At 44.2% G+C, this 13,785-nt stretch carries 13 protein-coding genes; 11 read left to right on the top strand and 2 right to left on the bottom strand.

Annotated features, from left to right (window positions below):
• Window positions 1–3 precede the first annotated feature (3 nt).
• The 11 genes from CVV54_04390 to CVV54_04440 all read left to right on the top strand — a co-directional run bounded on the left by CVV54_04390 (window position 4) and on the right by CVV54_04440 (window position 11,556).
• The gene (locus CVV54_04390; GenBank protein PKL04726.1) at window positions 4–2,607 is read left to right on the top strand and encodes a phage tail tape measure protein; all 2,604 of its coding nucleotides are present in this window, start codon (window positions 4–6) and stop codon (window positions 2,605–2,607) included.
• The gene (locus CVV54_04395) at window positions 2,604–3,008 is read left to right on the top strand and encodes a hypothetical protein (GenBank protein PKL04727.1); all 405 of its coding nucleotides are present in this window, start codon (window positions 2,604–2,606) and stop codon (window positions 3,006–3,008) included. The genes CVV54_04390 and CVV54_04395 overlap by 4 nt, the downstream gene beginning before the upstream one ends.
• A gap of 2 nt (window positions 3,009–3,010) precedes the next feature.
• The gene (locus tag CVV54_04400; GenBank protein ID PKL04728.1) at window positions 3,011–6,079 is read left to right on the top strand and encodes a hypothetical protein; all 3,069 of its coding nucleotides are present in this window, start codon (window positions 3,011–3,013) and stop codon (window positions 6,077–6,079) included.
• Window positions 6,076–6,456 carry a hypothetical protein gene (locus CVV54_04405; protein ID PKL04729.1) on the top strand — a complete coding sequence of 127 codons (381 nt, stop codon included), beginning with the start codon at window positions 6,076–6,078 and terminating at the stop codon, window positions 6,454–6,456. The genes CVV54_04400 and CVV54_04405 overlap by 4 nt, the downstream gene beginning before the upstream one ends.
• Window positions 6,447–8,576, top strand: a complete 2,130-nt coding sequence (locus CVV54_04410) for a hypothetical protein (GenBank protein PKL04730.1) — start codon at window positions 6,447–6,449, stop codon at window positions 8,574–8,576. Before CVV54_04405 ends, CVV54_04410 begins: the two co-directional genes overlap by 10 nt.
• Before the next feature lie 11 nt (window positions 8,577–8,587).
• Window positions 8,588–9,121, top strand: coding sequence for a hypothetical protein (locus CVV54_04415; protein ID PKL04731.1), 534 nt, complete (start codon window positions 8,588–8,590; stop codon window positions 9,119–9,121).
• Window positions 9,122–9,123: 2 nt separating this feature from the next.
• Window positions 9,124–9,711: a hypothetical protein gene (locus CVV54_04420; GenBank protein ID PKL04732.1), complete on the top strand. Its 588-nt coding sequence runs from the start codon at window positions 9,124–9,126 to the stop codon at window positions 9,709–9,711.
• Between the two features lie 125 nt (window positions 9,712–9,836).
• Window positions 9,837–10,430, top strand: a complete 594-nt coding sequence (locus tag CVV54_04425; GenBank protein PKL04733.1) for a hypothetical protein — start codon at window positions 9,837–9,839, stop codon at window positions 10,428–10,430.
• Window positions 10,431–10,441: 11 nt separating this feature from the next.
• Window positions 10,442–10,882 (top strand): hypothetical protein, encoded by a 441-nt coding sequence (locus tag CVV54_04430; GenBank protein ID PKL04734.1) that lies wholly within the window; start codon window positions 10,442–10,444, stop codon window positions 10,880–10,882.
• Window positions 10,836–11,216, top strand: coding sequence for a hypothetical protein (locus CVV54_04435; protein ID PKL04735.1), 381 nt, complete (start codon window positions 10,836–10,838; stop codon window positions 11,214–11,216). The genes CVV54_04430 and CVV54_04435 overlap by 47 nt, the downstream gene beginning before the upstream one ends.
• 10 nt (window positions 11,217–11,226) lie before the next feature.
• Window positions 11,227–11,556 (top strand): hypothetical protein, encoded by a 330-nt coding sequence (locus CVV54_04440; GenBank protein ID PKL04736.1) that lies wholly within the window; start codon window positions 11,227–11,229, stop codon window positions 11,554–11,556.
• 55 nt (window positions 11,557–11,611) lie between these two features.
• Here CVV54_04440 and CVV54_04445 read toward each other — a convergent pair whose 3' ends face one another.
• Entirely contained in the window at window positions 11,612–12,295 is a 684-nt protein-coding gene (locus CVV54_04445; GenBank protein PKL04737.1) for a hypothetical protein, read from the bottom strand.
• Between the two features lie 223 nt (window positions 12,296–12,518).
• Entirely contained in the window at window positions 12,519–13,691 is a 1,173-nt protein-coding gene (locus tag CVV54_04450; GenBank protein PKL04738.1) for an integrase, read from the bottom strand.
• Window positions 13,692–13,785 lie beyond the last annotated feature (94 nt).

Genomic DNA, 13,785 nt, shown 5'->3' on the forward strand with positions numbered 1-13,785 from the left:
GACATGGCGGCAAAGCGCAAGCTGCAGTATGTTTTCGGTGCGGATATTTCTGAAGCTGAGAAAAATTTCAAAAAGATGGGGAATGTCATCGAGCGTACCGGAAAGAGAATGCAGAATTTATCCGGTACTATTACCAAGCTGTCTGCCCCCCTTATTGCGATCAGCGGGATAGCTACAAAGATCGCTCTGGATTATGACAATGCCGTTGACGTCATAGCGGCAGGGACAGGTGCCACCGGACAGAATCTAAAAAAACTTGAGCAGTCATTCAGATCTGTTGCTAAATCTGTTCCTCAGAGCATGGCCGAAACATCCAAGGTCATTGCCGATTTTAATACAAGGACAGGGGCTACAGGAAAAACTCTTGAGGCTCTGTCTGTTCAGGCTCTTGATGCTAGCAGGCTGCTCGGTGAAGATGTGAGTTCTGTCGTTGCAGAATCGACCAAGGCAATGAACGACTGGGGCGTTTCTCTGGATAACAGCTCTGGTTTCCTCGATAAGATCTTCCTTGCTTCACAGCAAACAGGCGTAGCAATGGGAACTCTTTCTTCTCAAATGTATAAATATGGCTCAGCGCTAAGGCAGATGGGTTTTGATGTAGACAGCACAATTGCCACACTTGCCGCATTTGAAAGGGCCGGCGTCAATACAGAACTTGTAATGGGATCTCTCAGGATTGCCCTGGGAAAACTTGCGAAAGCAGGTGCAACCGATCTTCCAGGAGCATTAAAGGCAAGTATTGAAGCGATAAAAAACGCAAAGACGGGCGGAGAAGCAGCCGCTATTGCTATTGAAACTTTCGGCAGCAGGGCGGGCGCAGATATGGCAGCCGCGATCCGTGAGGGACGCTTCGAAGTAGACGAACTTGTAAAAGCCCTCATGTCAGCAGAGGGACAAATTGCACGTACAGCACAGGAAACTGATGGCTTTGAAGAAAAAATGGGGCGTTTGAAGAATCAGGTCTCGCTAACGCTGGAGCCTCTTGGAACTGCCATTTTGAAAGTTGCAGAAAAACACATGCCTAAACTGAGCAAAGCCCTGGATAACATGAACCTTGAGGTTGACCAGACCAAAGTGGAAATAGGGCTCTTGACCGCTGGCTTTGTTGCTGGAACCTTCGCCATCGGGTCATACATTGCGATCGTGGGAAGTGCAGTCAAGGCATTAGCAGGACTTAATGCTGTCCTTGCCGCGTCTCCTGTCGGAGCAGCTCTGCTTGTCGGCGGAGCTGCGATCGGGACCGGATACATGTTCGGCAAAAATTTAAATAAATATGTCAACAGAAATAAGCCAACCTATACTCCATACGCCCCGGGGAAGGAAAACACCGGAATGGGAGATCTGCAGGAAAGGATAAAAAAAACTGCAGCTGGTGAAGACTTAAAAGCCTTTAATCTTAATTCCTTTCTTTCGTCATTGCCGAAGACAAAAAAAGTTGAGCCCATGAGCGGATCCGGATCAAGCACGAAAAAAGGGAAATCTTCCACAGCCGATGCCGCTAAGAAGGCAAGAGAAGCTGAGGAAGCTCTTGCTAAAGCGGCCAGGAAAGCCGGTGAAGAGGTCGCTTTTGCAATAGAGCGAATGGAAGCCCAGAAACAGCTTTCTCTTGAAATAACAGATGCCGTAGCCCAGGGAGAAGCAAAATTCTATGAAGATATGGGATGGGAAAATTCCATGGGTCTGTTGGGCGATGAAGAATATTTGTCGCTTCTTAAAGACAGATTTATTGAGCTAAGGGGCGAGCTTGAAAAGATTGGCAGTGACATGTCCAATATTGCCAACTGGAGCGAGCCAATGAAAGAGGCATTCGCTGAAATTCAAAACAAAGGCGGAGATATCGCCGCAAAATCCATTGATTCATTCAAAGCTCAAATGGAATCAGGAACAATTACCGGAGCTGAGTATGAATCGATGCTTATCAATATAATGGACAAATTTGCCGAATACCCTGCGATTGTAAAAATGGCCAGAGACGAACTGGAAGCGTTCAGGCTTGGCCAGGCTTCGGCACTTGCAACCACCGCCAGCCAGGTTAAAGCTGCCTGGGATGACATGCGTCAGTCAATAGCACTTGTACCTAATGCGATTGGAGATGCTTTTGTGTCGGCGATCCGCGGATCTGAATCTCTCAGCGACGCACTCAATAAAGTGCTTGCGGACATTGGTGCTGTCATTGCGAAGGCATTTATTATGAAAATGTTGTTTGGGTCGTCTGGCACAGGCGGAATTTTAGGCCCTATTATCGGTGGCCTGGGTATCTTTAGAGACGGTGGAGTCTTTGATCAGACCGGGGTAACTGCGTTTGCTTCCGGAGGGATCGTCAACGGCCCTACCCTTTTCCCTCATGCCGGCGGAATCGGATTAATGGGTGAGGCCGGTCCGGAAGGAGTCTTCAAACTTAAACGCAACGGCAAGGGAGAACTTGGGGTAATTGCAAGCGATGAATCCTCTTCTCCTGTAATTATAAATGTCCTGGATAAAGGTGACCTGGAACAGGTTACATATGAAGCAATGACCAAGTATCCCGGATCTCAGATCGTAACAAATCATGTATTGAGACAGCGGATCGAGCGCGGCAGTTTGGCATTTGGAGGTGCAGCACGATGACAGTACCGGCAATAACTAAATACAACGCTGCCGAATTGGCAACGATAAGCATACCCTCATACTCGGTTCTTGAAGTCAGCCAGGAGGATATAGCGGTGGAATTTACATCTCCATCGCGATTGTCCCAATGGCTGTATGTTGATGCATTCCTGGGGAACTCATGGTCATTAACCATACATGCTATGACCGGCGCAGAAGTAGCAACGCTGAAAACGTTTTGGGAGGACCACAAAGGACGGGTCATTCCCTTTAAATGGGTCAATCCTACTGACGGAACAACTTATTATGTCCGTTTCAGCTCTTCATCGCTGCTCTTCCAGCGCGTTTCAAAAACACACTGGAGCTGCTCGATTCTTATCAGCGAGGCGCATCCATTGGAGATAGAGGTTTCGGGGGTGTAATAATGAACAAGAGTGATTTTATTTCCGATGCGGTTGCGCTCGATCTCGGTAAGAGCGGGGTCAAGGTTGCTGAAACTTTGGAAATTGAAGTTGGCAACGAATGGTGGAGGCTAATCAACGCTAAAGAACAAGCCGACCTATATGCTTTCACAAAAAGAAGGGAAAAAACCTCCCCCTATGAGCCCGGCACTTTTGATATGCAAAGCATAAGGGTTTCTACAGAAATTGGGATGCAGGGATATAGCAGAATCGGTGACAGGTCTGCGTGTTTTTTGCCTAAAATGGCAGTAACAACCGAAGGACAACATATTATATTCCAAGTAATTGAAGTAAACGCAGACAATTATCCAACATTGAGGTTAATAAACCTGACTACAGGCACATCAAAAATAATAAAAGGACCGACAACGGTCGGTGCGCCTGTTTATCAGGCTTATGGGGCGTGGTGGGATGCTACGAATCAAGCCGTGGGCTGGTTAGTGTCAGAATTCAATACAGCCTCTTCCGCTAATAGGTTTCTTGTATATGCCGACAAAGAAGGAAATATTGTATATTCTAGATCAATGGGTAACTTGCCTAAAACTCTTATATACGACATTCAGGTTTTTCCCGAAGACTCAAGTGGAACAATATATTCTTTATTTTGGAATCCAGTATCATCCACGCCATGGATAAGAAAAACTTTGCCCCAAATCAACGAATATAATACCAATGCGATTTCAGTTACAAACGTTTCTCAGACAGGGGCAACAGTATTAAGTGCTATAACAAGTGCTGACCCATCTCATAGGTTGTCAATGTTTTATTCAAGAGTTTATGGCTCTGTGGGGATAGCATGGTTTAATTCCGGGACTGGAACGGTGCAGTTTGTTTTAGAAAAAGATGGATGGGCAGACGTTTATTCTTTGCCGGAAATGGACACGTCAGAATACGTGTTTGACGGAATTAGCAACATCGTTGTCCCAAATGATGGCGAGTTTCTTGTCACTGATTGGCTTACGTACAAAGTCGGGAATATTCCTAGTCCCGCTGGGTATTCTTTTCCAACAAATGTGCAGATTTTCGGAGTAACTCCGATTGCAGGAAGGAAGGCAATAATTTGGGGATCATCTTCAACAACGCTGTTTAGATGGACTTTAGATTATGACACAAGAAGCATTGAATATAACGGGGTAATTACAACGGAGGGGTTTACAACAGCTACGAATTGGCTTTTCGGACACCGAAGCCCAACGGTTTTACACGAAACAGAAACAAAGTTGCTGTTGGCATTTAGAAGTGATGACCCCTATATAATGTTATATGACAAGACCACCAACACAATAATATGGCTTTGGTCGAGTTGGAGTAGTTCTGCTGTTTTCCCTGTTACGTATAAAGCTGTTAATACGATACGAAGTGGAATAATTTTTATGTTAGGCGACAGCATTATGTTTTTTAATCACAGTAGTTCATCTGCACAATGGATTGGAGCCTATTATATTTTTGAGGTCTCTACGGTTTCAATTGAATCTATTATGGGTTGCGCTACTGCGGCAGAATTATCTTCGTTAATCAGACAAGATATTACTTATTTCAACAGATTGAACGCAAATTTACAACAACTGGGACCGTCTGCATTTAATGATAGAAGGTATCCAATTATTTCTGCTCAAAATATAGAAGCTGTCAAAATGGTTGCGGAAGATGATAATTACTATTATTTGCACCTTACATCCGGGAATAGATCGCTTTTTCCTAGAGACACTGTGATAAGAAATGCACTAATAACAGACGTGCTTAACGACAATACTGAAACAGGGTTGCTTGGTCTTGCATCTTCAATTGACTGCACTATTTACGTATCTAAGTCAACGATGCTGCCTGTTGCGTTTTATGCTGGATCGTCTGTTATCTCTACAAGAAGCGGAATAAGCACACTGGGAATAAACCCCGCACAGAAACATAAATATATCAACGTTGCTACTGATGCTGAAGGAGGGGATATGACTATAAAGAGATTCAACGGCAGTGGAATCACCTTTAAGAATTATCAAACCTCAAACTCAATTAAAGATACAAACAGCGGTGGAATCTCATCATTGTATTATGCAATCCCACAGGGTGCAATTAAAGCGTGTCCTTTGAATAAAAAAAACGAAGCCTTGTTTTATGCCATTAAGGGCAACAGTATTGTCCAATATGGTGCATCGACCAACATCGCAGGTGATCACGGATGTTACACTTCAACGCTTCCAAGTTTGCCCTTCTCCCCTAATTGTTTGATGATTGATGAGTGGGAGGATTTTGCAATAGCATTAGGGCAAATAACAGACGGTTATCTTCCGTATTGTATATTTAATCCAAGAACTGGATTCCATAACAAGGCAGTTGCAATAAAAATGGCAGATGCTTCGACAGCAGAATGTATTTTACCTACAGCTGATTCTGGTGGAATAACTGCTATGCGAATGTATGGGTCTTTAGGATATGCGATAACGGCAACGGGTAAAGTTGACTATATTAATACTTTTGTTTCTGTTGATTATGGCACAGGGACGGAACCGCCAGCGGTATTTTCAGAAACTATTTTCGATTATGAAGAACGAGTTTATACCCCTTATCCCTTCGCACGTGAGGGCATAAAAGTCGAACTTTCAAACATCAGCAAGATGACTAAAATCACGTTGCCAGAAACGCAGACCGATTTGATCCGCACAATGCTTGCAAGCGGAACGGACTTTCGTGGATCAAGGTGCATTTTGCGGAGGATATTTCCTGACCATTCGGATGAGGAAGGTTCTGACATTGTTCTGCTTGATGGTTATATACAGGATTGGAGTTATTCGCCAGACAAGAAAGGGATACTTTTCACCGTAAGCAAAACCTTGATTGATGTTGGGGCATCGTTCCCGAAACGGCTGATGAACATGGGCTGTTCCCACGTTTTCAAGGGAGTCCGTTGCGGGTACTTAGGCGAAGATGGTATCTGCACAAAGACAAAAACTGATTGCACATCAAAGGGTGCTGTTGCCAGATTCGGAGGTTTTCCTTGGGTTGCGGCGAGACAGCGAAGGGTAATGTGGCGATGAAATTCATTTGCCCATATTCGGAAGATGAGATTGTTGCTCGTGCAAGGTCTTGGGTCGGAAAACCAGTTGCAAGAGCAGAATGGAGGCAGGGTGTGACGTGTATTCACCTTGCCTCTTTTTCTTATGGTTGGGATGATTTGATTCCCAAAAACTGGCTTGATTGGAGTATGAACGACCTTGCGGAGCTTTTGGGGTGGAAGGTTGTCGAACGTAAACCGAAGCGCGGGGATTTTGGGATATTTGAGATTCACGGCAAAGAGCATTTAGGAATATTCACAGGCGACGACACTTTTGTTCATGCGGGTAATGTTACGTTTGTTGAAGCAAAATCTGACAGGTTTATGCGGTACTACAAGGGGGTGTTGACTTGGCAATAGCGGGAATGTTCTCAGGCTTGCTTGGATGGCTGTTTGTCGGAGCGGCGATCTATTCTTGGCTGACATATAAAGACTACAGTTCATCCAGTTCGCCGCAATCCTCATTTTCAGATCCGGGCGTTGGCGGAGGACCTTGGGCACACCCGACCAGTTCGCAGACCCCGATCCCGCTAGTGTTCGGAACGGCACGTTCAACGATGCCGATAATCCACTATCGGCTTGAAGGCGATCAGTATCAGGACATGTGGCTTGTTTGCGCCGTGGGCGAAGATTGGAGTTCTCTTGACCCCGATTATGCGACCTCTGTCGGAGCGGTCTGGCTGAATGATACGCTATTGTCTCGGTTCTCACGATATACGACGAATCCCGACCTATATGACCGTGATCATGATTGGTGCAGATTTTATGAAATAGGAAGAGGATGCAATATTTACTGGAAATCGGACGGCAAGCATGTTTTTCAGAAAGAGGCGAAACTTGACATCCCCGCTGAAAGTTACAATCTGCAAGCTACACATGATGCGGGTAGTTCTCCGATCAAATGTACCGTGCGCCTTATCCACCAGTTTAAAGAAGGCGGGACTACACAGGCGTTTAAGGTTACGGTTTTCTACAGCACGGAAGTTTCTGGAAACCCCGAAATAGTTCTGTTCAACGGTTCTGTTTTTAAGACAGCGACTCAGACTGTAGAAGCGGGGAAAGATTCTGAAACGATAAACGTTGCAGGAACACAGGAAAGCGTTTATGAGGTCAATTTGCCTTACAAGGGAACATTCAAAGTCAAAGTTGAACTTATTTCAGCCTCGAATGAAGGGCAGTTATATCTCGATTCGGTCGAACTGGAAGACACGGCGGTACAGAGTGAGACCGTCGAGAGTTACGGAACTTCGCTTCTCGTTGTGCATATCCGCGACATTGATGGAACATTCGTCAAACCCACCGTCACGGGAATGGTCACGGGAGGACCATCAAATCCTTCCGAGGCGTTGCTGTGGGTGCTGAAAAACAAGGAAGTGAGCCTCGGCATCGGCGCAGATTATATTGACGAGATCAGCTTTATGGAGGCGGGAGCAAAGTGTGATGAGTACAACTACACTTTCAACCGTGCCTATTGTGCCGTCTCCAACTTTGAGTCTGTCATCTCCGACATGTGCAAGTCTGGAAGGTTGCTCCTTGGGGAATACGGCGGCAAATTGGCCTGTGTGTTTGATGAGGAAATCACCGCTCTGAACACACGCACAGTAGACATGATGACAATGTCTGATAACGCTAATTATGGCGATACTTCAATGAGTAATATCCCGAACCGTTTTGTTATCAAATACGTTGATAGTGCCGTTGAATCCACTGCACAGGACATTGTGCTTGAAGATATTATCCTTCAGCAAAAAGCAGGGGTCGTAAATGAAAAGACCATCGACCTCTACGGAATCACATCACAGGCGAAGGCTTGGGAACTCGGATGGTATCACGCATTGTGGTCACAAGCCAGCAAATGGCTTGAATTCGACATGAAACCGTTACTTTGGGATCTATCTCCCGGATCAGTAATAAAAACTGTCAGTACGGAAGATCCCTATCTAAACAACCGGGAATGGATGCTTGTCGGCTTCGATGAAACAGACCCTGGCTGTTACAGGGCAAAGGCAATTGAGTATAAGCGGGCGGCGTTTCACCCAGAGGGATATGTGGAAGAACTGCCGAATGTTTACATCGAGGATTATGTTCCGACAGGAACGATAGGCGGTTCTAACGTGCCGTCTGGAACTATAGCTATCTCTATCGCATCAATTCAGCCGTTGCCGAGCATGGAATCACGCGTAACGCTTCAACTGGCAGGTGTTCCGACAAGTGCTGATTTTGTAAAAGTTTACCGCAGTTTTGACGGAAATTCTTACTCGCTTTTGACTGAACTGACTGCTACAGGCGGGACTCAATATTGCATCTACAATGAAAGCCAATCATGGACATTTGTCTGGTACAAGGCAACTATCCGCTCATCAAAGGGCGAGACTTCGCTTATAGGCGCACCTTCAGCACAGGCATATATCACAGGAGCAGAAAACACATTCCCCGGCTACGGCTTGGGCGCATACGGCAGACAGCCGTATGGCTATTAAGGAGGGATGATATGAGTATTTATATATGCGGTGCTTGCAATACAGGTAAAGCTGAAATTGCAAGAAAGATTACAGAGATAAATACATCCCTGCAGCTTCTTATTGATCCGGCCGATTCTGTATTTATCCCGGTGTTCGGAGTCGGTTTGGACAGAATATTTAGAGGCAGAAAATGGGAGGGTAAAACGGATGAAACCTACCAGGGCTTGTGTGAATATCTCAGTCTGTTGGAACAAGAAGATATCATCACCAATGAAGGTCCCCTTTTGCTTTTGTCCCACATGATGTTCTTCGGAGTGCTCAGCGTATTCAATGATGAACAGCGTAAAGGAATTTTGACTAGGTGCCTTGCCTTGCTTCGCAGGGGAAAGCACTTTATTGTCAGAAGATGGATTGAAAACGGGAATTTCAATGAAATAAGTGTAAGCCTCCAAAGAGAGTTCAGAAACGGAAGAGAAAACATCTTCACAATACCCCCTGCCACAGACTACGATTCAACGGTTGAGCAGGCGGTCAAATATATCAAAGAAAAAATGGAGGTGTAATAATGGCACTTTCCACAACGACAAACTACAGCCTCAGGAAACACGACGCAGGAGATCTTAATTGGGACGTCGATATGAATTGGAACATGACTGAAATCGACAAAAAGCTGAAACTCCTGTTTGCCAACTTTTTAACCTGTTCAACAGCAGCGGGAACAGCGGCGAAGGTTGCGTCTTTTACGAATTTCGCGCTTGAAGCCGGGTGTCTTATCGCCGTCAAATTTACCAACGGAAACAGCGCGAGCGGAGCAACTTTAAACGTGAACAGCACGGGAGCAAAGGCGATTTACTATAACGGTTCCGCGATCTCCACAAATGTCATTGCGACGAACGGAGTCTATCTTTTCATCTATGACGGAACGAACTGGGTGATGCTAAATCCGATCACGTTATCAGATGCAATTGCAGACGGAGAGACAGGGCTTGCCCCAACACAAAATGCAGTATATGACGCTCTGATACTTAAAGCCGACAAGATCTATGTCGATGGTCTTTTGACCAAGCAGGACACAAATGATGGGAAGACATACAAGGCTGTTCCGTCTTTCACTGACGGTGTTCTGTCCTGGACTGCGGAGGAAGTTGTCTAACAAGCATAAGTGACACTGAAGGTAATTTGCCTCTACTCATATTCTAAAAAGCAGCCGTTTATGGGGCTGCTTTTTTTATTCCCTGAAATAAACAAATGAATTTTTATGAAAGAAGTTGATGCAAAATGAAGATCCTTATCGATCCCGGACATGGAATTCCTCACACCGGGGCCAAAGGACGCATGTTAGGAATAGAAGAGCGAATTACCACCCTCCGTGTGGGCCATGTATTAAAGAGCTGGCTGGAAGCTCATGGACATACGGCATACCTTACCAGGACAACCGACCAGTGCATTATCAAATCTGATCGGTCATCAGACTTAAGAGCAAGGGGAGTTATGGCAGGCCGTTTGCAGGTTCACTTGATGCTGTCGATCCATTGCAATTCAGTCGCTGATTCGAGGGCAAACGGCTGTGAGTGTTTTACTCTGCCTGGGCAAGACACTTCTGACCTGTTGGCAGACGAACTTCTGAGGAGCTATCGAACTTCATTTCCCCAGATAAGACTTCGGGCTGATCTTCGTGACGGAGACTTGGACAAAGAGGCGGATCTTCTAGTCTTAAAAGCAGCTCCCCCAAGGTTGCCCAAAGTATTGTTTGAACTGGCCTTCTTAAGTAACCAACAGGAAGAAGCGTGGCTTGGTGATCCGGCTAATTATCCGGGTATCGCCGCAGCGCTCGGCAGAGGCATTGAGAATTGGAGCAAAAATTTGCGGTGAGGGGGTAAATGATGAGCCAGAGTGAATGGAATAACGCATGGGAGTCACTCCAAAAGATATTAATTATCTATGTGCCATACATGATAGCTTCGGTCATTATCTCCCTATGTGGCTACATAGAAAGACACTGGAAGAAAGAACCGTTCTCGCTGGCCAAGCTGATCACCGGACTGGTCAGCGATTTGATTTACGGTATGACCCTTGTTCTGGGGGCCCTCTGGCTCAGCCGCAATAATCATATCTGCGCAATGTTCGTCCTGTTTGTGGGCCTCTCCAGGGGGCGTAAATGGGCAGATGACTTGATAGACAAGATCCTGTGGCAACGGTATGGACAAGGCAGCTTTTACGGCAGCGATCCATTTGGCCAACAAAATAACATAAATAATCTCCAGGGAGATAATCCTGATGGAAATACGAATAATGGAAATCAAGAGCTGGATCCGCGGGAATAAATGGGCACTGCTGATCCTGATCGCAGCTTTAGCCGTCGGTGCTGCATTCTTCTATGTCACTCACAGGACAGTGAAGCCCGAACACATGGTCCAGTTTCCAGCAGCAGCTATATCAGCAGATATATCCGCAGCACGCATAGATGAGCTTATCCAGGACATCAATCGTGAAAGATCCCAGGAAGAGGAGGTTGTTCGCAATGCGAAACGCAAAGCTGTTAAAGCTATTACTGATCTTGATAATGATGCTGTTGCCGCTGCATGGAATGCCCGCATCGGCGAATACAGGGAATCCAGGCAAAATCAAAACGGCAACGCCGGGAACGATCTTAACTGAGGGTGCCTATTTGGTGCCCCTTAAAGACGGCAGAGACACCCTGGAGCTTATAGACACCCAATCCGCTGAGATAACGGTCTTACAGGGCATCGTAGCGTCAAAAGATATTCAGATAGACAGGCTCATCACTGCCGTTAAAGAACTCAATGAGAATCGCCTGCAGGAACGATCTGAATGGCAGGAGCAGGTAGTAACTCTTGCTGATAATAATACTGTTTTAGGTATAAAGATTGCAAAAGAAAAGAGGAAACGATGGGGAATAGGCATCTTCGGAGGGCTTGTTCACACCGGCGATGTTGTTATAGGTATTGGGATTACATACGATATTATTAGATTTTAAAAAATGATGCCCCGATATTTTGTGATCGGGGCATCATTTTTTTAAATTTAGCATATTAATCATCTTGCCAAAAACACATATCAATCAATTTCATTGGTGGATACTCGATTACGGATGAATTGTTTCGATTTTTTTTTGTGTTTAATAGTAGTTTGTTATATCTATATAGCGTAAATAGTTCTTTGATAGATTCTTTATTAAATGATTTTGTTAAACCAAGTTTTTCGAGTTTCTTCTTTATTCGTGTGTCATATCCAAGAATACATCCAAAAGTCCCCATCATTATTTTAGTTAATAATGTCTCTGTTGGATTATTAGGTCTATAGCAAGCTTTTATTTCTTGACTTGCATTAAAAATAAGATTAATAATATGATTATCAGTTTTTTCATTATTATAATCAATTAACCATAATTCATCGTATTCAGGCTTGAGTATAGTTTCCACAGCAAATTTGTGAATTTTATAATCCTTGAAATATAAAAAACTACTCCCTCTAAGCATTCCCCAGCTTGCAAGGTAGAAAGCTAAATTTAAACAGAGAAGATCAATATCATCATCTGATAAGTCACTAATTTTGTGACCATTTTTTAGCATGTTCCAGTGTGTTTTTTGAAAAATATTATAACAGTGTTCCCATGAAATGTTGCTATTATGTATATCGTCATTTATGGTTTTATAAAATTTATCAATATTATTAATCAGAGTGCTAATGTTGTAATTTGGCTTACTGGTTACCATAAAGATTCACCGCCCATTAAGCAATATTAAAATAAATATTATAATTATAGGGTATTAAAATCACATTAGCAATAATAGAGGTTTAGTTTTAAGTTTAAAATACAATTTGTTTTAATTTACATAGGAGCTAATAATTTTAATACAATTAGTGTTAAAGATATTGCCGTATCTAGAATAACTGGGTTCTTGGTGTGGTCCTTAAAAGATTTGAACAACTGTTTACTTATATATTAATATTAGGTTTTAACGGGATATCTTTCTTATCCCGTACTGCGATTAGAAAGTCTCCCCACCACTCCATCATGGCAGTTCTTTGAGGCATGTACTGAGCGCGGTTATATGTTCTTCTTATAGTGTTTCTGTCAACGTGTGACAGCTGGTGCTCGATGACATCCGCCGGCCATTCATATTCATTCAAGATGGTACTGGCCATCGATCTGAACCCATGAGCTGTCATATCTTCTTTCTCATACCCCATTGATCTTAAGGCCATGCGGACGGCCCCATCGCTTAAATGTCGGCCGCCTCCGCGCGGAGAAGGGAAGAGCCAGGTCTTGTTTCCCGATATTGCCTGGAGTTCTTTCAATACCCTTATCGCCTCAGTTGATAGTGTAACAACATGTTCGTTTTTCTCTTTCATCTTTTCGGCTGGTATGCGCCATTCTTTTTTGTTGAGATCAAATTCTTTCCACTCGGCCTGCCGAATTTCGCCGGGACGGACAAACGTCAGAGCCGACATTATCATCAAATACCGTACTAATCTTTGAGGATAGGCATAGACGCTGCGCATCAGAGCTCCAATATCTTCATTGTCAACGACTGTTGCATAGTGTTCCTGGCGGTGCGGCTGCAGTGCTTTTGATATGGCAGATGCGGGATTGACCAGAGTTCTGTCAGTTGTAATGGCATAATCAAAGATCTGTTTCATAAATTGGCGTAATCTGTGGGAAGTGTCTATAAGTCCTTCTTTTTCAATTTGTCTGCAAAAAAGCAGGATTGAGTTAGGAGTAATTTCATTCAGGTTTCTATTGCCAAACTCGGGGAGCAGATATTTATTCAGCCTCAATTCTACGGTCCTAACATAGTTTTTGCTTTTATCAGGAAGGATGACGGAGTTAAACCATTCAACTGCAAGCTCCTTAAAAGAATACTCTCCGGAAGGGCCCCTTTTATCCTCTTTTCTTATTTCATAGTTCTTATCCCTTGCAGCTTTTAAGCTGACTCCAGGGTAGGTTCCGAGACTTTTGCGTTTCTCTTTTCCGTCGATCCAAAGACGCGCGATCCAATATTTGCTTCCGTTAGGCCTGATGTCGAGGATCAATCCCCGTCCATCTGAAAGGCTGTATGGTTTTTCTTTGGGTTTTGCGTTCTTTATGATGATCTCAGTCAGAGCCATAATATCCCCTCCACCGTATAAAATACTGTGACCGTATTACGTATTTATACAAATAATTATACAGTATTGAATGGATAACAGCGGTTATTTATAG

This window comes from Synergistetes bacterium HGW-Synergistetes-1, from assembly GCA_002839185.1.
Classification (GTDB): domain Bacteria; phylum Synergistota; class Synergistia; order Synergistales; family Synergistaceae; genus Caenicola.

What these genes read in the sequence shown, in the direction of transcription:
- CVV54_04435 (PKL04735.1), top strand. Translation starts at nt 10,836, where the DNA reads ATGGAAATACGAATAATGGAAATCAAGAGCTGGATCCGCGGGAATAAA.
- CVV54_04395 (PKL04727.1), top strand. Translation starts at nt 2,604, where the DNA reads ATGACAGTACCGGCAATAACTAAATACAACGCTGCCGAATTGGCAACG.
- CVV54_04400 (PKL04728.1), top strand. Translation starts at nt 3,011, where the DNA reads ATGAACAAGAGTGATTTTATTTCCGATGCGGTTGCGCTCGATCTCGGT.
- CVV54_04425 (PKL04733.1), top strand. Translation starts at nt 9,837, where the DNA reads ATGAAGATCCTTATCGATCCCGGACATGGAATTCCTCACACCGGGGCC.
- CVV54_04390 (PKL04726.1), top strand. Translation starts at nt 4, where the DNA reads ATGGCGGCAAAGCGCAAGCTGCAGTATGTTTTCGGTGCGGATATTTCT.
- CVV54_04420 (PKL04732.1), top strand. Translation starts at nt 9,124, where the DNA reads ATGGCACTTTCCACAACGACAAACTACAGCCTCAGGAAACACGACGCA.
- CVV54_04415 (PKL04731.1), top strand. Translation starts at nt 8,588, where the DNA reads ATGAGTATTTATATATGCGGTGCTTGCAATACAGGTAAAGCTGAAATT.
- CVV54_04405 (PKL04729.1), top strand. Translation starts at nt 6,076, where the DNA reads ATGAAATTCATTTGCCCATATTCGGAAGATGAGATTGTTGCTCGTGCA.
- CVV54_04430 (PKL04734.1), top strand. Translation starts at nt 10,442, where the DNA reads ATGAGCCAGAGTGAATGGAATAACGCATGGGAGTCACTCCAAAAGATA.
- CVV54_04450 (PKL04738.1), bottom strand. Translation starts at nt 13,691, where the DNA reads ATGGCTCTGACTGAGATCATCATAAAGAACGCAAAACCCAAAGAAAAA.
- CVV54_04445 (PKL04737.1), bottom strand. Translation starts at nt 12,295, where the DNA reads ATGGTAACCAGTAAGCCAAATTACAACATTAGCACTCTGATTAATAAT.